The sequence below is a fragment of the Rhodococcus sp. NPDC003383 genome (assembly GCF_053589115.1).
Window position 1 is genome coordinate 63,235 of record NZ_JBSFRG010000010.1, and the last position, 20,807, is coordinate 84,041.

The window sequence follows — 20,807 nt, forward strand, 5'->3', positions numbered from 1 at the left end:
CCCGGTGGCGCAGGCAACGAGCCCCGGGAGGACGGCAACCGATGACCGACGTCGCCGATGTGGCGCTGACCGGATACGTGCACCGCGGGCCCGAATTCGACGAACTGCTCGGTCCGGACGGCCGGTTGCGGGCCCACTGGGCCGACTTCGCGGACGGGTGGCGTCCCCGCGGGCCGGAACCGCTCGCGATGTACCGGCAGCGGCTGCGCACGCTGGTCGACCACCACGGCATCAGCTACAACCCGATCGACCCGTCCGGGACGCCGACGTCGGTGCGCTGGAACGTCGACGGCGTGCCGCTGGTGCTGGCCGCCGATGACTGGGCCGAGCTGGAACGGGGCCTGGTGCAGCGGTCGCGGCTGCTCGACGCGTTGCTCGCCGACCTGTACGGCGAACTGCGGACCGTTCGGGACGGGCTGCTGCCGCCGCGGCTGGTGTTCGGGCACGCGGGGTACGTGCGAGCCGCGCACGGGCTGACCCTGCCCGGCCCGCACCAACTGTTCCTGCACGCCGTGGATGTTGCGCGCGGCACCGACGGCCGGTTCCGGGTGTCGCGGGATCTGACGCAGGCGCCGTCGGGTGCGGGGTACGCGATGGTGGATCGGCGGGTGATGTCGCGGGCACTGCCGGACCTGTACCAGACGACGAGCCCGCGGCCGCTGTCCCCGTTCGCGCAGGCCGTGCGGCTGGCGTTGCGGGATGTCGCGCCGGTCGGCGTGGAGGATCCGACGGTCGTGGTGCTCACCCCCGGCGCGACCTCCGAAACCGCGTTCGACCAGGCCTACATCGCCGGGACCCTGGGCCTGCCGCTCGTCGAATCCGCCGATCTCGTGGTGCGCGACGGCCGGTTGTGGATGCGCTCGCTCGGATCGCTGACCCGGGTGGACGTGGTGCTGCGCCGCGTCGACGCGGCCTTCGCGGATCCGCTGGACCTGCGGCCCGATTCGCATCTCGGAGTGGTGGGACTGGTCGAGGTGGTGCGCCGCGGTGCGGTCTCCGTCGTCAACACCCTCGGCAGCGGGGTTCTCGAGAACCCGGCGCTCGCGGCGTATCTGCCGCGGTTGTGCCGGGCCTTGCTCGACGAGGAGTTGCTGCTCGAGTCGGCACCCGCCCACTGGGGCGGCACCGACGACGGGCGGTCGCTGCTCACCGCACGGTTCGACGACCTGGTGCTGCGGTCCGCGGTGACCACCGAGACAGTGGTGCCCGGGGTGCTCGACGCGGCGCAACGGGAACTGTTGCGGGACAGGGTGTTCGCCGATCCGGCACGCTGGGTCGGAACCGAACCGACCGAGCATTCGTACGCGCCGGTGCTGGCAGCCGGGCGCGACGCGTTCGAGGCCGCACCCGTCGGGATCCGCCTGTTCACGGTCGCGCAGCGGGTCGGATTCACGCCGATGCCCGGCGGGCTCGGCCAGGTCCTCGCCCCGGGCGCCGGCCGCGACATCGTCGCCAAGGACGTGTGGGTCCGGTCGGTGCCCGCCGCGTCGACGGCGGATCCGTCCGGCGCGGCCGAGACTCTGCCCGAATTCGCGGTGCCCGCGGTCGACGTGGTCACCTCACCCCGTGTCCTCGGTGACCTGTTCTGGATCGGCCGCTACTCGGAGCGCGCCGAGGACACCGCGCGGCTGCTCATCGCGGTGCGGGAACGCTACCAGGACTATCGGTTCCGGCCGTGGCTCGCGGGCAGCGAATGCCTGCCGGTGCTGCTGCAGACCCTGACGGCCGCGGCGCCGTCGTCCGAGTTCGCGGTCACCGACGATCCGGACGCGCCGCGCATCGACAGCTACCGGGTCGCGACCGCGGAGTTCCGTTCGCTGACGGTCGATGCGGGCCGGCTCGGATCACTGGCGCAGTCGTTCGCCGGACTCGAGCGGGCCGCCCGGGCCGTGCGCGACCAACTCTCGAACGACACGTGGTCGGTGCTGGCGGACGTGCGGCGCGCCCTCGACGAACTGGCCACCACCCCCGACGAAGGCGGGTCGCTGCTCGAGGTCACCCAGTCCGCGGCGCTGCGGGGCATGCTCGCGTTGTCCGGTCTGGGCGCCGAATCGATGGTCCGTGACATCGGCTGGCACGTGATGGACATCGGGAAGCGGATCGAGCGGGGACTGGCGCTCACCTCGCTGCTGTCGACGACGCTGGTCGACGTGCGCGCGCCCGGCACCGAGCGGGCCCTCGTCGAGTCGGTGCTCGTCGCGGCCGAGAGCTCGGTGACGTTCCGGCGCCGCAATCATCGGGTGCGGGTGGCGGCGGTGGCCCAGCTGCTGCTGTTCGACATCGGCAATCCGAGGTCGCTCGCGCACCTGCTGGACCGGATCAAGGAGAACCTCCGGGCGCTGCCGGACGCGTCGGGTGCCTCGCGGCCCGAGCGGCTCGCCGAGGAGCTGATCACCCGGCTGCGGCGCATCGATCCGGTGGATCTCGAGGCCGCAACGGACGGCACCCGCACCGAGCTGGCCGAACTGCTCACCGCGGTGCATCGCGGACTCGAAGAACTGTCCGAGCTGCTCCTGCAGGGACCGCTGTCGCTTCCCGGCGGCACCCGGCCGCTGTGGGGCGGCGCCGAGAACAGGAGGATGCCGTGACCGACACCGCTGGGACCGACACCGCTGGGACCGACACCGTGCGTCGTTACCGGATCGTGCACCGCACCGCCTACCGGTACGCGGGGACGGTCACCTCCTCCTACGGCCGCGGCTACCTGATGCCGCGGGACACCGGTGAGCAGCGGGTCGTCGACACCGCCGTCACCGTCGAACCGGCGCCCGGCGACACCTCCACCGGCGTCGACATCTGGGGCAACCGGGACGTGTACTTCCACGTCGTCGAACCGCACGACACGCTGGTGGTGACCGCACGTTCGGTGGTCGAGGTGAGCCGGCCCGACCCCGCGTTGTGGACGGCCGGGCCCGCGCTGCAGCCCTGGGAGTCGGCGCGACCGGCGACCGCGGGCGGTGCGCTGGCGACCGACTTCGTGCTCGACCTCGAGCCCGCCGAGATCGACGATTCGGTGATCGAATACGCCGCAGCGACATTCGTTCCGGGACGCCCGTTGGGGGAGGCGATCGTCGAGCTCACCCACCGGATCTTCACCGACTTCACGTACTGCTCGGGATCGACCTCGGTGTCCACCCGGGTTTCCGAGGTCCTCGCCGCCCGGGCCGGCGTGTGCCAGGATTTCGCGCGCCTGGCGATTGCCTGCCTGCGCGCGAACGGTCTTGCCGCACGGTATGTTTCGGGATACCTGGCAACGGATCCGCCGCCCGGCAAGGAACGCATGATCGGGGTCGACGCCACTCACGCGTGGGCGGCGGTGTGGCTCCCGGGCGATCGGTGGCTGGCCTTCGACCCGACCAACGATCAACTGGTCGACGAGCGTTACACGACGGTGGGGTGGGGCCGCGACTACGCCGACGTGCCGCCCCTGCGTGGCGTCATCTATACCGAAGCGAAGGACAGTACCATCGACGTGTCCGTGGACGTCGCACCGATCACGAAGGATGGTTTCGATGCGTGACTTCTCCTGTCCCACTTGCGGTCAGCAACTCGCCTTCGAGAACTCGGTCTGCCTGGGATGTGGCGCGCGCCTCGGTTTCGACCTCGGCACGGTCTCCATGGTCACCATCGTCGACGAACCCGCGGTCTCTCTGGATCCGAGCACAGGGTCGGTGCCCGCAGCCGCGTACCGGCTGTGCGCCAATATGCACCTCGCGCGGTGCAATTGGATCGTCCGTGTCGACCACTCCGGCAACGGCGTGACGTTGTGTCCGTCGTGCGAGCTGACCCGGACGCGGCCCGCGGACGACGACGTCGTCGCGCTCGAGGCGTTCGCCGAGGCCGAGGCGGCCAAGCGGCGGCTGCTGGTGGAGCTGACCGAGCTGGGATTGCCGGTGGTCGGCCGGGACGAGGACCCCGAGACGGGGCTGACCTTCGATCTGTTGTCGAGCCGTGACGAGCCGGTGGTCACGGGGCACGATTCCGGGGTGATCTCCCTCGATCTCGCCGAGGGCGACGACGTGCACCGCGAGCAACTGCGGGTCGCGATGGACGAGCCGTACCGCACGGTGCTCGGCCACTTCCGTCACGAGATCGGGCACTACTACCAGATGGTGCTGATCGTCGACGACGAGGCCCGGCAGCGGTTCGCGGAACTGTTCGGTGATCCCGACCAGGACTACCAGCAGGCCCTCGACCGGCACTATTCCGAGGGCGCTCCCTCCGGGTGGGAGGCCACCCACGTGTCGAGCTACGCCACGATGCACCCGGCCGAGGACTGGGCCGAAACGTTCGCCCACTACCTGCACATGCGCGACACCCTCGACACGGCCGCGGCATTCGGGTTCGCGCCGGCCGGTGCCAGCCTCGATCGCCCGCAACCCGGGCCGGCCGGTTTCGACCGGCTCGTCGAACAGTGGTTGCCTCTCACGTGGTCGTTGAACATGGTCAATCGGTCGATGGGGCGGCCGGACCTGTATCCGTTCGTGCTGCCGCCCCCGGTCCTGGACAAGATGCGTTTCGTGCACGAGCAGATCACCGCGCGCGTCTCGGTGTCCTGAGGCGCGTCTGCAGCGGCGCCGTTGTGCCGGGCGGGGGGAGCGGCCTACGGTCGAAACGGAAGCCCGTCGAGGAGTGGTCGCATGAGCCTGTTCTATCGCCTCGCCTACCGTGTCGGCTTCACACCGTGGGAACGCGCGGACGTTTCGCGGGGCGCCCATTTCGACGCGCTGCTCGAGTCGGTACCCGGCCCGGGCCGGGCGCTCGACGTCGGCTGCGGCAGCGGTGAGTTGTCGATCCGGCTCGCGCGGCGTGGCTGGGACGTCACCGGAATCGACAATGTGCCGGCAGCGGTCGAGTTGGCGATGGTTGCGGCCGAGCAGGCCGGGGTCGACGTGAGATTCGTCGAAGGCGACGTCACCGCGATGGCGGACCGGGTCGGTTCGAACTACGGACTGATCGTGGATTTCGGTTGCTTCCACGGACTTTCGGACAGCGAGCGAGCCGCGTACCGCCGGCAACTCGACCGAGTGTCCTCGCCCGACGCGACATTTCTGATGTTCGCGTTCGAGCCGCGTTTCCGCGGACCGCTCCCGCGCGGCGTCGACCTGGCCGAAATCGAGCAGATCTTCTTCGGATGGTCGGTGGTGGAGGAGGTTTCGGTGCGGGTCGGATTCCATTCGAAGTGGTATCGCTTGGTCCGGCGCCGGCACGTGCCGTAGCTCGCGGGGCTTTCGGGCATTCGACCGCGAAATCCTGGCTGCGGGAATCTGAACCGTACGGAACTGTAGAATTAACCGAATGTGCGGGTGCATCTTCGAGCTGGTCAGTTCGGCAAAGCCGGGATGGCACCGGAAATCAACGCCGAAATCATCGAGGCCGGCAGCTGCAGGTCGGGCGCCTGGGTGATGTTGGTGAGAACGACGATGACGGTGCCGTCGGCCTGTCGGACCGCAGCCTGGGTCTGGAAGCCGCTGATGTGCCCGTTGTGACCGACGAGCCCGTTCAGGTCGCCGATGCCGAGGCCGTACGGCAGGGGCCCGGTGGTGACGAAATCCAGTCGCTGAGCCTGCATCTCCGGTTCGAGGAGGTCGCCGTCGACGAGGGCCTTCGCCCAGATTGCCAGGTCCGCGGCGGTGCAGATGGCCTCGCCGGCGCCGAATCCCCAGGAGGGGTTGAAGTTCGTGACGTCGACAAGTTCCGGCCTCGGGGCGGGCGGGCTCGGGTCGTCCCACTCGGTGCCGTACTGATAGCCGTGGCTGAACGGGGCGGGAACGGTCGCATCCGTCGCGGCGGGGAGTGAGCAGCCGTTCATCTGCAGCGGGGTGAAGATGCGATCCTGGATCAACGTTTTCACGGGCGCGCCACCGAAGCGCTCGGCCAGCATTCCGAGCAGCACATAGTTGGTGTTCGAGTAGTCCCAGCCCTCGCCCGGCGCGAATTCGGCGGGCGTGCCCTCGATCGTCGCGAGCAGCTCGTCCGGGGTCCACACTCGTTGTGGATCGTCGGCCAGTGCGTTCAGGAACGCGTCGGTGGTGTAGGTCGGAATCCCGGAGGTCATGTTCAGTGCCTGACGGATGGTGGCCCCGTTGGTGTCGACCTGTGGGAAGTACTGCTCGAGTGGATCGTCCAGTCCGAACTTGCCCTCCTGAGCGAGTTGCAGGACGACCGTCGCGGTGAACGTCTTGGTGATGCTTCCGATCCGGAAGTGGTCGGTCATCTCCACCGGTTCGCCGGTGTCGATGTTCGCGACGCCGGCCGCGATCTCGTAGGCGCCCCGATCGGGACTCCGGACGATTGCGACCAGTCCCGGAATGCCCATCTCCTCCATCTGCTCGGTGATCACCGGCCGCACCGCAGCTTCGAGATCGTCCTGCGCCGGCGGGGCCTCGGCAGTCGGGGCGGAGTTGCCGCAGCCGGTCAGCGTCGCGAACATCATCGTCCCGAGCGCTGTGGCCGCCGCGGCACGATGGCTGCGCATCGAGGACGATCGAGCTCGCATCAGCGGATACCTCTGGCCCGGGCACCTGTAAGGGTGAGACGGATTGTGTTCCCGCGGAACCCTCGACCCGGGGAATGCTCAGGTCAGGGGGCACCGTCGATGACCAGTGTCGCATGTGTCCCGCGGTTTTCCATCCCGGAATCCGGACGGCATCGAACGGCCGGCCGACCGGCGGATGCGGCTTCATGCCACGGTCCGACGGACTAGTCTCGACAAACGAACAGCCTGCTGCGGGCCGCCCCGGCAGCATCTTCGGAAGGGTTTGTGATGGCTGTTTTGCGACGCGCTCTGGTCGCCGCGCTGATGGGCGGGGTGCTCGTGTGCTCGTGCGGCACGGACACGCAGGCCGAGGACGCCGTGGCGAGCGGCGACGTCGCGGGTCGGGTGGACATAGGGGACGGCCACCATTTGTATCTGGACTGTCGCGGCACCGGAAGTCCCACAGTGGTCCTGCAATCCGGGTTCGGCAACGCAGGCGACATCTGGAGCCTGAGCGAATCCGATTCTCCGGCTGTGCAACCGGCGCTCGCGACGTCGACTCGCGTGTGCTCCTACGACCGGCCCGGTTCCCTCGTCACCACGACCGTTCGCGATGGCGAAGTCGTCGACGCGGAGGAGCCGTCGCCGGGCCGCAGCGACGAGGTCCCGATGCCGCGCGATCCGGCGGAGGTGGTCGCCGAACTGCACGACCTGCTGACTGCAGCCGGTGAAACCGGGCCATACGTGCTGGTCGGGCACTCGCTGGGTGGTCCGCTGCAGGCGCTCTATGCCGCTACGTATCCCTCGGAGGTGGCCGGGATCGTCCTGGTGGACGCACCCATGCCGGAACTGCGCGACAGCGTGACCGCCGATCAATGGAACCTGATGGCCCACCCGCAGTTGACGCCGGGAAGCTATCCGGACGGATATACGGCCGAAACATATTCTCTGGACCAGCTCATGGACGAGATCGAGACTGCGCCGCCGCTACCGCCGGTGCCGATGGAGGTGCTGGTCCGCGGCGAGGACACGCCGCTTCCCGACCCGCTGCCTCCCGGCATGTCGGCCGCCGATCTCGAGGCGTTGCACGGTGCCGAGCCGCAGGCCCAGACGGACTTCGTCGCGAGCCAGCCCGATGCCGAACTCGTCGTCGTCCCCGGGACCACGCACTACATCCAGACCCAACGACCCGACGCCGTGGTCGACGCCGTGAACCGCGTCCGCGATCGCGCGGACGGATAACCTCCGCAGCACCTACGCTGCCTGGTGGAAGCGGGGGACCTCGGCGAGGCGCGCCAGCCGTTGCAGGTCGTCGGACAGCGCGTCGCGACGGTCGCGGTGTGCCTTGACGAGGAGCCAGTACACCCGGTCCAGACCGGGAGCGACGTGCACGACGTCGTAGGTCTGCACGATCCGTGTTCCGGTTCCGTTCGGTTCCAGGTCGATTCGCCACACCGTGCTGTCGACCTTGCCCCACAGGCCCACCGTCTTCCATGCCAGCGACCGTGGGGGATCGACCGTGGTGAACATGCACGAGCGGCTCCAGACGAAGATGCCGGACCGGTTCGTGCCCCGGAATCGAACGCCCGGCGCTGCACGCTGGCCGGTGCCGATCCAGTGGGCGCCCCGGCATTCGTGACTCCATTCACCGATCCGGGTCACGTCGGTGATGATGTGCCACACGGCTTCTGGCGGCGCGGCGGTGATCGCTTCGGTGCGTCCGTGTCGTGCCAGCGTGCCCATCACGAATGCTCCTCGATCGGTGCCACGCGCAGCGACGGCACGGTGGACGCAGGACCCGTGCCCCACAGCACGGCGGCCTGCCGACGGTACTTTCGGGCGAAACCGTGCAGGAGGAGGAAGCGCGGCACGGCGGGAACGACGTGCACGATCGTGTCGCGATCCTCGGGTGTCGCCCCGTCGATGATCCAGTGCGCTTCCATGCCGAGTTCGGCGAAACCCTTCGGCTCGACGAAGTACTTCTTCTCGATTGCGCGGTACTCCGCGGTGGTGATCGTGGCGGCAACGACCGGCATCATCTCGAGTTCCTCGCGCTGCAGGTGGGGGAGCAGAACGTCTTCGAGTCCGGTCACGGCGGCGAGCAACCGTGCCCGTGCGGACGGGTCGTCACCGTAGGCCCGCGCGGCGTCCTCCACGACGGCGATCGCTCCGCCGATCTGTTCGTGGTCGGACGCCATCCGATCGAGCAGCGCACCGGCCGCCGGGTCCTTCGCCCGGATCGCCGGCCACAGTCCGGCGTCCTCGCCGGCATGGTGCATGTGCAGGAACAGGCACATCCAGAGGATGTGTGCGGCAAGTGCTCTGCGGCGCGGCTCGTCGGGATACGGAGGAGCCTCCAGCACCATGCGGGCTCGTCGCAGGTCGCGACGCAGTGCACTGTGCACGATTCCCATGCTTCGTGTGTCGGCGGGCTCGATCCTGTTGGTGTTCATGGCCCGCCCTCCTTTCACTTCTCCAGGGAGAGCAATTTGACGATCGTGTCGGTGAGCCACTCTTCGTACCGAGCGGGGCTCCACCCTGCGCTGCGGATGAGAAGGTCGTAGACCTCCAACGTGATCACCGCCCAGAGGCCGTCGCCTTCGAGCGGGGTCAGTTCGCGGCCCGCGATGGCCGCTCCCGCGATGTGAACGGTCTGCCGCTGGGCCTGCCGGATCTCGTCGAGCCGGGACGCGAGTTGCGGTTCCGCGGCGGCTCCCTCGCGCAGGGCGCGTTGCAGGCCGACGGTGCGCCCGTTCACGCCGGCGACCAACTTGGCTCCCGCGGCGGCCCGTTCCAGGTGACTTCCGCGGGAAATAGCGGCGAACTCGGGCCGGTCCATCAGCGCCACCGGCTCGTCGTCGCCGACGACCGCGATATCGAGCACCTGGTTGAACAGGCGAGGCTTGGAACCGAAGTGGCTGTACACGGTCTCGAAGGAGACGCCGGCCGCGCGTGCGATCTCGCGCATCCCGACGGACCAGCCACGTTCGGTGAACAGGGCCGCGGCGGCGTCGAGGATTCGGCGTCGGCTCTCCTCGGCCTGACGGCGCCGGAGTGTCGCGTCGTACCGCCGCGCCTTCGGGGTGGTCGATGCAGTCCCGCGTGCGTCCGCGTTCGTGCTCACCACTCCATTGTGTAACGTCATTATTTTCAATACAAGTGTTTGTATCGAATCATGGCGTGACGTGGTGGGGCCGCTGTGTCTTACAGCGACTGCGCCCACCGCCCGACGTCGCCGCGTTCGAGCGCCAGCGCCAGCAGTTCCGGGAACCGGTCGGGTGTGCACGCGAACGCCGGGATTCCCAGCGCACCGAGCGCGGCCGCGTTCTCCCGATCGAAGGCCGGAGCACCGTCGTCGGACAGGGCCAGCAGCACCACCACCTGCACCCCGGCGTCGCGCATCGACGCCATCCGGCTGAGCATCTCCGCGCGGATCCCGCCCTCGTACAGGTCGGAGATCAACACGAACAGCGACTCGGTGGGCCGGGTGATCAGCGATTGGCTGTACGCGATCGCGCGGTTGATGTCGGTGCCGCCGCCGAGTTGCGTGCCGAACAGCACCTCCACCGGATCGGACAACTTGTCGGTCAGATCCACCACCGCGGTGTCGAACACGACCAGCGACGTGCGCAGCGCCCGCATCGACGCGAGCACCGCCCCGAACACCGACGCGTACACCACGCTCGACGCCATCGACCCCGATTGGTCGATCGCCAGCACCACGTCGCGCTGCACGGCCTGCGAGCGCCGGCCGTACCCGATCAGCCGCTGCGGCACCACCGTGCGGTACTCCGGCAGATAGTGCGCGAGATTCGCGCGGATCGTGCGATCCCAGTCGATGTCGCGCAACTTCGGATTCGACGTCCGCGCCGCCCGGTTCAGCGCACCGGTCACCGCGGACCGGGTGTGCTGGGCGATGCGTTCCTCGATCTCGCGCACCACCTTCTCCACGACCATCCGCGCGGTCGCGCGGGTGGTTTCCGGCATCACCTTGTTCAAGCTGAGCAATGTGCCGACGAGATGCACGTCCGGTTCGACGGCGTCGAGCAGTTCCGGTTCGAGCAGCAGCTGCGTCAGCCCCAGCCGCTCCATCGCGTCGCGCTGCATGACCTGCACCACCGAGGTGGGGAAGTAGGCGCGGATGTCGCCGAGCCAGCGCGCGACCCGCGGCGCCGAACCGCCCAGACCGGCGCTGCGCCGGCCGCTCGGATCCGGATCGCTGCGATCGTAGAGAGCGGCGAGGGCACCGTCCATCGCCTCGTCGTCGCTGGAGCTCAGCCCGCCGGTGGAGTCCTCGGAGGCTTCGCCGAGCAGCAGCCGCCAGCGACGCAGCCGTTCCGTCTCGTCCGATGATGTTGTCACGCAGGAACTCCCAGGATCAGTGCGGTGGTGCGGACGGCGCGGGCCCCGCGCTCGGCATCGACGGAGGCGACGCTGCCGTGGGTCCGCTCGCCGCCACGCACCACCGCGCCGAGCGTGCGGCGCTCGGCGGGAGCGAACGAGCCGAAGGTGCGGCGCAGCACGGGCAGCACGTCCACGAAATCCTGTGCGGGAAGTGCCGAGACCCAGTCGTCGATCAACCGCAGCAGGTCGCGGTCGTGCATGAGCAGGACCGCGCCGCCGCCGACGAATCCGTCGATCCAGCGCGCCTTCGCGCCCGGATCGCTGCCCACCGACAGTGCCCGCGACACCCGCAGCGCGGTTTCGTGCTCGTCGATCCGGCCGATGTCGCGCAGCAGTCGCACGGTCCTGCCGGTGAGGATGCCGTCGACGTCGTCGCGGTCCGCGATCACCCGGAGGGCGGCGAGCCACCGCCCGGTGGTGTCCGCGTCGTCGCGGACGGCGATCGCGGTGTGCACCTCGTCGACGGCCTTGCGCAGCGCGTCCGCGGCATCGGCATCCAGGCCGGTCGCCGCCGCGGGCAGGCCGGCGCAGATCCGCGCGAGCAACGCGTCGGTGACGTGCGCGAGCGAGGTCAGGTCGGTGCCCCGGACATCGCCGTACCGCAGTGTGCGGATCAGCGCCGGCAGCGCCGACATCAGGTGCAGCACGTCGTGATCGAGTGCGGCCGCGGCATCGACCGCGGACAGCACATCGGGGATCGCTGTGCGCAGGTCGGCGAGCAGCGCCTTCTCCAGCGTCTCGGTGACCGCACCGAGGGAAACGTCGGGGCGACTCACCCGGTCGAGGACCACCGCGTGCGCCGCCGATTCGACGGTCGTTCCCCACCGCGAGGCCTCGACGACGGCGACGGAGAGTTCCGGCTCCCACCGCAGCGTCCACGACTCGCGGAAGGTGCCGGTGGAACGGACCGCGCTCGTCGTCGGCTTCGCCCAGTCGATGCCGAGCAGCGCGAGGCGGTGCAGCAACCGCGACCGCTGCAGGTCGTTGTCCTTGCGCAGATCCAGGTCGAGGTTCTTGTCGGCCGCGGATCTCTTGAGCCGCAGCGTCTTCGACCGGGCCTGCAGGTCCGCGTCCAGAGGAACCGTCGGGGTGTCGTCGGGGATCTCGCCGAGCGCCTCGCCGACGACGAGTCGCCGCGTCACCAGGTCGAGCAGCACGTCGTCGCCGTCGCACAGCACCGACCGGGTCGCCTCGGTGACCTCGGTGAGGCCGGGCAGGGGGCGCTCGCGCAGCGCGGCGAGCGCCTCGGCCAGTCGGGTGGCCTCGATGACGTGTGCGCTCGAGACCGGTAGGTCTTCGCGGCGCAGTTCCCGCGCGACCCGAGTGAACCACCGTTCGATCGTGTGGTCGTGGTGGGTGAACAGATGGTGGTACCAGCCGGGCGAGGTGATGCCCGCGCCGTATCCGGAGGCCGCCGCCAGCCGCGAGTGCGTCCACGGCACCCACGTGAGCGACGACTTGATCTTCGGCAGGCCCTTGAGCAGTCGCGCGTCGGGTGCGGCGGGCCCGAGTTTGCCGGACAGCGCCGGAGCGTGCATCGCCCCGCACACCACCGCGACCTTCTGGGCCCCGGCCTTGACGGTCGCGCGCAGCACCTGGCGCATGTGCGCTTCGCGTCGCAGCGTGTGCTCGTCGATCTCCATCGTCTCGCGCAGCGCAGCCATCGCTTCGGTGATGGCATCGAAACCGTCTGCGTGACAGCCGTTTTCGATGTTCGTGTCGTCTCGGTGCCGGGTACGGGATTCGACGACGGCGTCCCACCACTGCTCGAAATCGTCGTAGCCGCCGGCCGCGGCGAGCGCGTCCAGCGGATCCGGACCCTGCTCACCGGCCGGCCGGTCCGCCGCGAGGCTCAGCGTCGCCGGCAGATCGCAGAAGCGGACGTCCGCGTCGTGCAGGATCGCCCACTGCAGTGCCTGCCACTCCGGGGAGAACGTGGCCAGCGGCCAGAACGCGGCCGTCGCCGGATTACCGCTCGCGTAGCCGAGCAGCGCGACGGGCGGGCGCATCTGCTCGGACGCCGCCAGCGTCACCAGCGGATCGGCGTCGGCGGGGCCCTCGATGAGCACGGTGTCCGGTTCGAACTCGGCGAGCGCGCGCAGCAGGGCGCGTGCCGAGCCCGGTCCGTGGTGCCGGATGCCCAGCACCCGGACCTGCGCGGTCACACTCACCCGGCGACCTCGCGGCACGCACGGTAGAAGTCGGCCCATTCGGGACGGCCGCGGACGACGGCTTCGAGGTACTCGTCCCACACGACGGTGTCGGCGACCGGATCCTTGATCACGGCACCGAGGATGCCGGCGGCGACATCGGCCGAGCGCAGCACGCCGTCCCCGAAGTGGGCCGACAGGGCGAGCCCGTTGGTGACCACCGAGATGGCCTCCGCGGTGGACAAGGTGCCCGACGGCGACTTGAGCTTGGTGCGGCCGTCGCTGGTCACGCCGCGCCGCAGCTCCCGGAAAACCGTTACCACGCGCCGGATCTCGTCGGCCGCCGCCGGAACCTGCGGCAGTTCCAGTGCGGACCCGAGCTGGGCGACGCGCCGCGCGACGATCTCCACCTCGTCGTCCTCGCTGGCGGGCAGCGGCAGCACCACGGTGTTGAACCGTCGGCGCAGCGCCGACGAGAGGTCGTTGACACCGCGGTCGCGGTCGTTGGCGGTGGCGATGACGTTGAATCCCTTGGCCGCCTGCACCTCGATGCCGAGCTCGGGGACGGGCAGCGTCTTCTCGGACAGGATCGTGATCAGCGCGTCCTGCACGTCGGCGGGAATGCGGGTCAGTTCCTCGATGCGGGCGACGGCGCCGTCGCGCATCGCGGTCATCACCGGGGACGGCACCAGCGCGGCCGGGGTGGGACCCTCGGCGAGCAGCCGCGCGTAGTTCCAGCCGTAGCGGACCGCTTCCTCGGCGGTGCCGGCGGTGCCCTGCACCAGACGCGTGGAGGTTCCGGAGATCGCCGCCGCCAGATGCTCGGACACCCAGGTCTTGGCGGTGCCGGGTACACCGAGCAGCAGCAATGCGCGATCGGTGGCCAGGGTCGCGACCGCCACCTCCATGAGCCGACGCGGCCCGACGTACTTGGGGCTGACGACGGTGCCGTCGGACAGTTCCCCGCCGAGCAGGTACGTCACGACCGCCCACGGCGACAGCTGCCAGGACGGCGGCCGCGGACGATCGTCGACGCGGGCGAGCGCGGCGAGTTCGTGCGCGTACTGCTGCTCCGCGTGCGGGCGCAGCAGGTTCGGCTCGTCGATGACGGTGTCGGTCAACTCAACTCCTCGTGAAGGGTTCGGCGAAGTTTCAGGATGTCGGCGGCCGTCGCGAAGCGATTGAGCCGGACGAGGTCGTCGGTGCGGGTGGCGGCGTCGTCGAACAGGTCGACCAGTTCGAACGGGGCGCGGCGCGCGAGCAGGTCGGTCAGCGCCCGGAAGCTGTGCGAAGTCGGCGCCGCGGCGGTGTAGAGGACGGTCAGAACCTTCCGGGCGATGTCGGCGGGCCACGGTGCGGGCAGCGCGGCGATGTCGTCGACGAGCAGCAGTTGCCGGGCGGACATGCGTCGCAGGTGCTCGACGAGCACGTCCCGAGGTGCGTGTTCGGCAACCCGGAGGCCGGCCCGGTCCTCGCGCGGCAGCAGCGCGGCGGCCCAGGCGCTGTCGCGCTGATGATCGACGGCGGTCTCCCGGCCGTGCCGCAGGACGTCCCGCAGGTGTTCGCTCACTTCGAGGTCCAGCACGTCGCCGATCCGCATGCCGGGCGCGAGCCATGCGGACAGCGGCGCGGACGCCGCCAGCGCCCACACCCGGGCCCGGTCGCGGGCCTCCTCGACCGGGTACGCGCGGTCGGCGCGTGCCGCCTCGGCGGCACGGGGGAGCGGATCGTCGAGACCGTCGCGCATCGCTTCCGCGTCGAGCACGTCCGGGATCGTGAACTCGACGGCGCCGCCGTGCACGCGCGCCCAGGCTCGGACACGCTCGGTCAGGCGGCGGCCGAACGCGGACTCGGGGAGCCGGCGCAGCAGGTCGAGTGCCACGTCGCGGACCTTGCGGCTGCGGTCGTCCAGCGCGGTGTCGAGCAGGTCCTCGTCGTACGCACCCAACCCGGCCGCGAGCTCGGTGAGCAGGTTCTGGCGGTTCGCGGCCGTCTCGGTGCTCCACGACGCGGCGAGCAACTCGGTCGCCGAGGCGGGGTCCTGTGCGCGCAGTGCCCGGAACCAGCGGCGCCGGGCGGCCGCGGCGCCGTGCTGCCACACGGACGGATCGTCGGTGTCGGGCGCGACCAGATCGGACCAGCGCGGATTCTGCTGCGCCAGCCATCGGCCGCGCGGCCCGAGCAGGACGAGCAGCTTGTCCCGCAGCTCCTCGTCGAGCGCCGAGGCGCGCTCGAGCAGGTCCACGACGATGCCGTGCGGGGCGCGGAAACCCTGTGCGGCATCGAGCCATTCGCCGATCAGGTCGGATCGCACGGTGAGCAGTGCACGGAGTCGTTCGCCTGCCGCCGGGGGCAGCAGCGGCCGGTCGTCGTCGGCGGCGGGCTCGGGCAGCGGGCGCGTCATGGGAACGGATCCGGCGGCGACGAACGCGCGTTCCAGTGCCGCGGCACCGAGCAGGCGGTGCTCGGGCGGGGCCACGATGGCGGCTGCCGCGTCGTGGGTGTGCAGCGCGGCGAAATCGGGTTCGGTCCGGGCGGTGCCCAGCAACGCCGCCGAGGTCAGGGTCTCGAGTCCGTGCGTGCTCACAGGGCGACCGCCTCCTGGCCCGGCTCGAACACCGAGGCCGGTGTCACGGCATGCCCGTCCCACTCGCCGCACACCGTCACCGGGAGGCCGCCGGACACCGCGAGCAGACGCCAGCGGCTGTCGAGATCACCGGCCAGTGGCAGGGCGCGGTCGGCCCGGTCGACGAGCCACCACCGGTCGTCGATGCGGGTGGGTGTCACGGCGCTGAGCAGCACCGGCCACGAGCGGATCCACGGATCGGCGCCGAGCGCGCCGGCGTAGTCGCTCAGTGCGGCGTCGAAATCCGTCGCCCGCAGGGTCGTGAAGGGTTCCGGTGCCGCGTGCCGGGTGCCGATCAGCGCGCGCAACGGTGCGGCCCCGGGATAGAAGTGCAGGTCGGCGTCGACGAGGGTGCCGGGCACCGGCGCCTCGGCGTCGAATCGTGTTGTGCCGTGCGAGAAATCGAGCACCACCGCCCATCGTCCGGTGTCCCGTCCGCGCAGCCACAGTTTGCGGGTGTAGATGCGGTTGTCCTCGGTTGTGCGGCTCGCGACCGCCTGCCAGCGGTCGCGGACCGCGGGTTCGCGGCGCACCTCGTCCGTTCTGGTGGGGAATCCGAGGTGCGTGTAGACCGATCGGACCAGCGGTTCGGGCAGTTCCGCGAGGCTCCGGAAGGCCCGGATCAGCAGGTGCAGGCGCGCGTATTCACCGAGCACCCGTGCGGGCCAGTCCTCGTGGGTCGCGACGACGGACGGCAGCGTCCGCAGTGCCCCGGCGACGCCGGGCACCTGCGCGTCGACCATGCGTCCGGCGATCTCGTCGTAGGTGGCGTAGCCGTGGTCGACGGACCCGAGTCCGTGGCGGATGCGGTCGGTGAGCCAGCGATCGAGATCCTCGAGTCCCGCGGCGGCCCGTTCGAGGCGGCGCTGCAGCGCGGCCGGGTCGGTTTCCTTCGGAGGAGTATCCTCGGAAGTCGTTGCCTTTTCGGCTTTTTCGGTCCTGCTCTTCAGCCAGGCGGTGACGGCGTCGGGTGCGGACCCTTCGGGGACGGACCCCGCGGACCACTGCATGAGCAGGCTCAGGGCGTGCTTGCACGGAAACTTCCGGCTCGGGCACGAACACCGGTAGGCGGGCCCGGTCAGGTCCACCGAAGCCAGGTAGTTGCTCGCGCCGCTGCCGCGGCACACACCCCACAGGGCGCGGTCGCTGCGTCCGGTCTCCGTCCATTTCGACGCCAGCCCGCGCGCCGCCGTCTCCGACGAACGGTCGGGGGCGGCCGCGGCGATCTGAGCGGGGGACCAGGGTGTCGTCACGTCGGAGCAACGTACGGGAGGGGTCCGACAGGACGCCAACCGTCAGTGCGTGACGTGTTCGTCGAGCCGGCGCCGGATGCCGTCGACGAGCAGATCCAGACCGAAGTCGAACCGGACCGCCGGATCGCCGTCGAGCAGGTCGTCGTCGGAGGTAGCGGGGGTTTCGGTGGTCACGTCGGGGGAGACCGGGGACCGCGTGAGCGCGCCGAATTCCGCGAGTTGGAGGCGCGACTGCTCGTCGACGGTGTGGCCGAGTACATAGTGCAGCAGCGCGTAGCCGGCGAGTTCGGCGTGCGCGCGGGACAGCCCCGCGCGCTGGGCGACGGCGACGAAACTGTCGCGGGCGCGGGAGGTGGTCAGCCGGGACGCGTAGCTGGAGGCGACGAGTTCGGCGCCGTCGCGGTGCGCGAGCAGTGCGGCGCGGAAGCGGTGGGCGAGTTCGGCGAGGGCTTCGTCCCACGATTCGGTGCTCGGCGGGGCGTCCACGCCCTCGAGGATGTGGTCGGCCATCGCGCCGAGCAGTGTCTGCTTGTTGGGGAAATGCCAGTACAGGGCGCCCGGCTGCACGCCGAGCGATCCGGCGAGCTTGCGCATCGTCAGGTCGCCGAGACCGTATTCGTCGAGGATCGCCATGGCGCCGTCGAGGACGTCGCCGCGTCGCAACTGCACCTGTTCGCTCCCTCTGTTCCGTGCTTGTCCCCTTTGACAGTAGTCGACCACCGCCCTAACCTGAACGCTGTTCAAGTGAACGGTGTTCAAGTTTGTTCCCGATACTCCAGGAGATCCGCCGTGACCAAGGCACTCGCCCCCACCGACATCCTCGCGGTGGCCCGCGAACAGGTGCTCGACCGCGGTGACGGTCTGCGCCGCGACCAGATCCTCGAAGTGCTGCAGCTGCCCGACGAGAGGCTCGAGGACCTGCTCACCCTCGCGCACGACGTGCGCATGAAGTGGTGCGGACCCGAGGTCGAGGTCGAGGGCATCATCAGCCTCAAGACCGGCGGCTGCCCCGAGGACTGCCACTTCTGTTCGCAGTCGGGGCTGTTCGCCTCCCCGGTGCGCTCCGCGTGGCTCGACATCCCTAGCCTCGTCGAGGCCGCCAAGCAGACCGCCAAGACCGGAGCCACCGAGTTCTGCATCGTCGCCGCGGTCCGTGGCCCGGACGCCCGGCTGATGGCGCAGGTTGCCGCCGGTGTCGAGGCCATCCGCAACGAGGTCGACATCCAGGTCGCGTGCTCGCTGGGCATGCTCACCCAGGAGCAGGTCGACCAGCTCGCCGCGATGGGTGTGCACCGCTACAACCACAACCTCGAGACCTCCAGCTCGTACTTCCCGAACGTCGTCACCACCCACACCTGGGAGGAGCGGTGGGAGACGCTGCGCATGGTCCGCGAAGCGGGTATGGAGGTGTGCTGCGGCGGCATCCTCGGGATGGGGGAGACGCTCGAGCAGCGCGCCGAGTTCGCCGCCGAACTCGCCGAACTCGGCCCGGACGAGGTGCCGCTGAACTTCCTCAATCCGCGTCCCGGCACGCCCTTCGGCGACCTGGACGTGTTGCCCGCGGCCGACGCCCTGCGCGCGGTCGCCGCGTTCCGGCTCGCGCTGCCCCGCACCATCCTGCGATTCGCCGGCGGACGGGAGATCACCCTCGGCGACCTGGGTGCCAAGCAGGGCATCCTCGGCGGCATCAACGCCGTCATCGTCGGCAACTACCTCACCACGCTGGGACGCCCCGCCGAATCCGATCTGGATCTGCTCGGCGAGCTGAAGATGCCGATCAAGGCCCTGAGCGAAAGCTTCTGACATGTTCGATCCGTTCACGGGCGCCGAGCTCGACGGCGCCGAGCCGGTCCGGCCGCGTGCCGCGCAACTCGGCCTCGAACCGCCGCGCTTCTGCGCGCAGTGCGGCCGCCGGATGATCGTCCAGATCACCCCGGACGGATGGTGGGCGCGGTGCTCCCGCCACGGCACGATCGATTCGGCCCAGGACGAGCAGCGCTGAGCGTGCGACTGCGCTGAACATGCGACTGCGCTGAACATGCGACGAGGCCCGGAGGGAAGAACCCTCCGGGCCTCGTCGTCGTTCGGTGCGGCGCTGCCGTTCCGCTCAGCGCTGCTGCGGCGGAACCGGGGTCGTCGTGGTGGGAGCGACGGTCGTGGTGCGGGTCGTCGTCGACGTGGCCGGTGCGGTCTCCGTCGTCTCGGTCGTGGTGGTTCCGGACGTGGTGGTCTCGGTCGTGGTGGTCCCGGTCGTGGCGGTTTCGGTCACCGTCTCCGGGGTCGCGGTCAGGGAGGCTGCCGCCGGATCGGTGGCGGCCGGTGCCACAGCGGTGTCGGCGACCGGCGCCGGGGCGGCATCCGACGTTCCCGTGGTGGTGGTTCCCGCGGTGGACGCGGTGGTGCCGGCCGGGGTGGTCCCGGGCTCGGTGGTCACCGCGTCGGTGCCCGGGGTTGTCGTGGTGCTCGTCGTGGTCTCGGAGGTGGTCTCCGCGGTCACCGCGAGCGCGTCCGCGGAGGCGCTCTTCGCGGTGGACTTGGGCAGTTCACCCTTGTCGGCCTGTTCGGCCAGGTGGGTGAGCCACTGGGCGGCGTATTCGGCCGAGGTCAGCGGCTTGCCGTTCGCCGCGTCCGCGTCGCGCCAGTAGTCGAAGTGGTGTCCGCTGACCTCGCCGAGGGTCTGCTGGTAGGGATCGCTCAGCGCGACCGGGATGGTGTTCGCGTTGTCCGCGATGAAGCCGATGATCTCGTTGCGCACCTTCGCGGGCAGATACACCAGGTTCTCCGCCGCACTGAGCTTCAGCTCCGTGTCGGCGGCGACGTCCGTCGGCTGGGTCGGCGTGTAGCTGGGATCGGACACCTTGATCAGCACGTCGAGGAAGGTCTCGTCGGACTGCATCCAGTTGCCCTGCGCCTGGATGTCGGCGAACGCGAGCATCGCGACGCGGCCGACCGTGACGGCCAGGTCCTGGCCGGTCGCCAGGGTGAGGCCTTCGTCCTGCATCCGGTCGATGTTGAGCTGCCGGCCGACGTTCGAGGCGAGTTGGAGCAGAGCGATGTTCTCCGGGGCGTCGCACGTGAAGTCGCCCTCGGAGCAGAACGAGGCGATCCTGCCGTCCAGCGCGCCGAAGCTGCCGCTGGTGTCCGTCGCGATGCCGCTGCCGTCGGCGCTCGTGTTCCCGGACTGGTAGGGGCGGTCGTATCCGTCGGGATTGCGGAACGGATCCTGCGCGCCGGGGAACGGACCCTCGCCCGCGGTGCGGCCGGCGTCGGCGAGGATGACGACACCGACCACGTAGTTCGGGTCGACGATGTCGTACGAGCCGTCCTCGTTCGGTTTCTGGTTGCCGATCTCCATCGCGGCGCGGCGGGCCACGTCGGCGCCCTCGCTGTATCCGACGATCGCGAACTGCGTGTTCGGGCACTCGGCGCGGATCGCCTTCATCACGGTCTGGGCGTTGTCGACGCCCGTCTCGACCGCGTCCTCGTAGGTCGCCATGTGCGCTGGATATTCGACGTAGAACGCGGCGTAGTCCTTGCCGGCGTCGCGCGGGGCGTTGACCACCGGGTCGACCCAGGGGCTGTTGTAGTCCCCGGACATCGCGGCGGGCAGCGTCGTGCCGTCGGGCGTGGTGAGCATTGCGTGCTGACCGGTGCGCGGGGTGTCGGTCCGGCCGCCGATGGCGATGCTCACCATGTCGTGGCATTCGTTGGTCATCGCGACCAGAGCGGTGTCCGTTCTGACCGGCGTGTCGGTCCCCGTCACGGCGACCGCTACCAGCGCCGCCACTCCCAACACTGCCGGGGCCGCCAGGCCCGCTGCGATCCGCCGTCGGTGCGACGCCGTCTGCTCTGCCATATCCGTCCAATCCGGTTGTGGTCACCCATCGACCACCCCG

General features: G+C 70.1%; 18 protein-coding genes. 7 read left to right on the forward strand and 11 right to left on the reverse strand.

What is annotated here, in order from left to right; translation table 11 throughout:
• Positions 1 to 41: 41 nt before the first annotated feature.
• The 4 genes from ACWDTS_RS11450 (at position 42) to ACWDTS_RS11465 (ending at position 5,219) form a co-directional block, all read left to right on the forward strand.
• A complete protein-coding gene (locus ACWDTS_RS11450) occupies positions 42 to 2,588 on the forward strand; it encodes a circularly permuted type 2 ATP-grasp protein (RefSeq protein ID WP_450118210.1) in 2,547 nt (848 codons plus the stop codon).
• Positions 2,585 to 3,520: a transglutaminase family protein gene (locus ACWDTS_RS11455; RefSeq protein ID WP_450118211.1), complete on the forward strand. Its 936-nt coding sequence runs from the start codon at positions 2,585 to 2,587 to the stop codon at positions 3,518 to 3,520. The genes ACWDTS_RS11450 and ACWDTS_RS11455 overlap by 4 nt, the downstream gene beginning before the upstream one ends.
• Positions 3,513 to 4,559, forward strand: a complete 1,047-nt coding sequence (locus ACWDTS_RS11460) for a zinc-binding metallopeptidase family protein (protein WP_450118212.1) — start codon at positions 3,513 to 3,515, stop codon at positions 4,557 to 4,559. The genes ACWDTS_RS11455 and ACWDTS_RS11460 overlap by 8 nt, the downstream gene beginning before the upstream one ends.
• Positions 4,560 to 4,640: 81 nt before the next feature.
• The gene (locus tag ACWDTS_RS11465) at positions 4,641 to 5,219 is read left to right on the forward strand and encodes a class I SAM-dependent methyltransferase (RefSeq protein WP_450118213.1); all 579 of its coding nucleotides are present in this window, start codon (positions 4,641 to 4,643) and stop codon (positions 5,217 to 5,219) included.
• Positions 5,220 to 5,323: 104 nt separating this feature from the next.
• Here ACWDTS_RS11465 and ACWDTS_RS11470 read toward each other — a convergent pair whose 3' ends face one another.
• Positions 5,324 to 6,499 carry a serine hydrolase domain-containing protein gene (locus tag ACWDTS_RS11470; RefSeq protein WP_450118214.1) on the reverse strand — a complete coding sequence of 392 codons (1,176 nt, stop codon included), beginning with the start codon at positions 6,497 to 6,499 and terminating at the stop codon, positions 5,324 to 5,326.
• 267 nt (positions 6,500 to 6,766) lie between these two features.
• On the opposite strand from ACWDTS_RS11470, the gene ACWDTS_RS11475 reads away from it, so the two are divergent.
• Complete coding sequence (locus ACWDTS_RS11475; RefSeq protein ID WP_197256735.1) at positions 6,767 to 7,720, forward strand: alpha/beta fold hydrolase; 954 nt, start codon at positions 6,767 to 6,769, stop codon at positions 7,718 to 7,720.
• Positions 7,721 to 7,732: 12 nt separating this feature from the next.
• Here the strand turns inward: ACWDTS_RS11475 and ACWDTS_RS11480 are convergent, their stop codons facing one another.
• From ACWDTS_RS11480 to ACWDTS_RS11520, 9 genes are all read right to left on the reverse strand, one after another.
• A complete protein-coding gene (locus tag ACWDTS_RS11480; protein ID WP_450118247.1) occupies positions 7,733 to 8,221 on the reverse strand; it encodes an SRPBCC family protein in 489 nt (162 codons plus the stop codon).
• Positions 8,221 to 8,931 (reverse strand): hemerythrin domain-containing protein, encoded by a 711-nt coding sequence (locus ACWDTS_RS11485; RefSeq protein WP_197256731.1) that lies wholly within the window; start codon positions 8,929 to 8,931, stop codon positions 8,221 to 8,223. The genes ACWDTS_RS11480 and ACWDTS_RS11485 overlap by 1 nt, the downstream gene beginning before the upstream one ends.
• A gap of 14 nt (positions 8,932 to 8,945) precedes the next feature.
• Positions 8,946 to 9,602 (reverse strand): TetR/AcrR family transcriptional regulator, encoded by a 657-nt coding sequence (locus ACWDTS_RS11490; protein ID WP_248674879.1) that lies wholly within the window; start codon positions 9,600 to 9,602, stop codon positions 8,946 to 8,948.
• Positions 9,603 to 9,682: 80 nt separating this feature from the next.
• A complete protein-coding gene (locus ACWDTS_RS11495; protein ID WP_450118215.1) occupies positions 9,683 to 10,840 on the reverse strand; it encodes a VWA domain-containing protein in 1,158 nt (385 codons plus the stop codon).
• On the reverse strand, positions 10,837 to 13,092 hold the full coding sequence (locus ACWDTS_RS11500; RefSeq protein ID WP_450118216.1) for a DUF5682 family protein: 2,256 nt from the start codon (positions 13,090 to 13,092) through the stop codon (positions 10,837 to 10,839). The genes ACWDTS_RS11495 and ACWDTS_RS11500 overlap by 4 nt, the downstream gene beginning before the upstream one ends.
• Positions 13,050 to 14,153: an ATP-binding protein gene (locus tag ACWDTS_RS11505; RefSeq protein WP_197256717.1), complete on the reverse strand. Its 1,104-nt coding sequence runs from the start codon at positions 14,151 to 14,153 to the stop codon at positions 13,050 to 13,052. Before ACWDTS_RS11505 ends, ACWDTS_RS11500 begins: the two co-directional genes overlap by 43 nt.
• Positions 14,150 to 15,619 (reverse strand): DUF5691 domain-containing protein, encoded by a 1,470-nt coding sequence (locus ACWDTS_RS11510; protein WP_450118217.1) that lies wholly within the window; start codon positions 15,617 to 15,619, stop codon positions 14,150 to 14,152. Before ACWDTS_RS11510 ends, ACWDTS_RS11505 begins: the two co-directional genes overlap by 4 nt.
• Entirely contained in the window at positions 15,616 to 16,911 is a 1,296-nt protein-coding gene (locus ACWDTS_RS11515; protein WP_450118218.1) for an SWIM zinc finger family protein, read from the reverse strand. The genes ACWDTS_RS11510 and ACWDTS_RS11515 overlap by 4 nt, the downstream gene beginning before the upstream one ends.
• A gap of 42 nt (positions 16,912 to 16,953) precedes the next feature.
• Complete coding sequence (locus ACWDTS_RS11520; protein ID WP_450110483.1) at positions 16,954 to 17,580, reverse strand: TetR/AcrR family transcriptional regulator C-terminal domain-containing protein; 627 nt, start codon at positions 17,578 to 17,580, stop codon at positions 16,954 to 16,956.
• Between the two features lie 120 nt (positions 17,581 to 17,700).
• Between ACWDTS_RS11520 and bioB the strand changes: the two genes are divergently transcribed.
• A complete protein-coding gene (gene bioB / locus ACWDTS_RS11525) occupies positions 17,701 to 18,714 on the forward strand; it encodes a biotin synthase BioB (RefSeq protein WP_197256709.1) in 1,014 nt (337 codons plus the stop codon).
• 1 nt (position 18,715) lies between these two features.
• A complete protein-coding gene (gene bsaP, locus ACWDTS_RS11530) occupies positions 18,716 to 18,913 on the forward strand; it encodes a biotin synthase auxiliary protein BsaP (protein WP_197256707.1) in 198 nt (65 codons plus the stop codon).
• Positions 18,914 to 19,018: 105 nt separating this feature from the next.
• Here the strand turns inward: bsaP and ACWDTS_RS11535 are convergent, their stop codons facing one another.
• Positions 19,019 to 20,767: a cutinase family protein gene (locus ACWDTS_RS11535; RefSeq protein ID WP_450110482.1), complete on the reverse strand. Its 1,749-nt coding sequence runs from the start codon at positions 20,765 to 20,767 to the stop codon at positions 19,019 to 19,021.
• Between the last annotated feature and the right edge of the window lie 40 nt (positions 20,768 to 20,807).

Coding starts and splice junctions, on each gene's coding strand:
- ACWDTS_RS11470 (WP_450118214.1), bottom strand. CDS start 6,499: ATGCGAGCTCGATCGTCCTCGATGCGCAGCCATCGTGCCGCGGCGGCC.
- ACWDTS_RS11450 (WP_450118210.1), top strand. CDS start 42: ATGACCGACGTCGCCGATGTGGCGCTGACCGGATACGTGCACCGCGGG.
- ACWDTS_RS11460 (WP_450118212.1), top strand. CDS start 3,513: ATGCGTGACTTCTCCTGTCCCACTTGCGGTCAGCAACTCGCCTTCGAG.
- ACWDTS_RS11500 (WP_450118216.1), bottom strand. CDS start 13,092: ATGGGCCGACTTCTACCGTGCGTGCCGCGAGGTCGCCGGGTGAGTGTG.
- ACWDTS_RS11485 (WP_197256731.1), bottom strand. CDS start 8,931: ATGAACACCAACAGGATCGAGCCCGCCGACACACGAAGCATGGGAATC.
- ACWDTS_RS11475 (WP_197256735.1), top strand. CDS start 6,767: ATGGCTGTTTTGCGACGCGCTCTGGTCGCCGCGCTGATGGGCGGGGTG.
- ACWDTS_RS11465 (WP_450118213.1), top strand. CDS start 4,641: ATGAGCCTGTTCTATCGCCTCGCCTACCGTGTCGGCTTCACACCGTGG.
- ACWDTS_RS11535 (WP_450110482.1), bottom strand. CDS start 20,767: ATGGCAGAGCAGACGGCGTCGCACCGACGGCGGATCGCAGCGGGCCTG.
- bsaP (WP_197256707.1), top strand. CDS start 18,716: ATGTTCGATCCGTTCACGGGCGCCGAGCTCGACGGCGCCGAGCCGGTC.
- ACWDTS_RS11480 (WP_450118247.1), bottom strand. CDS start 8,221: ATGGGCACGCTGGCACGACACGGACGCACCGAAGCGATCACCGCCGCG.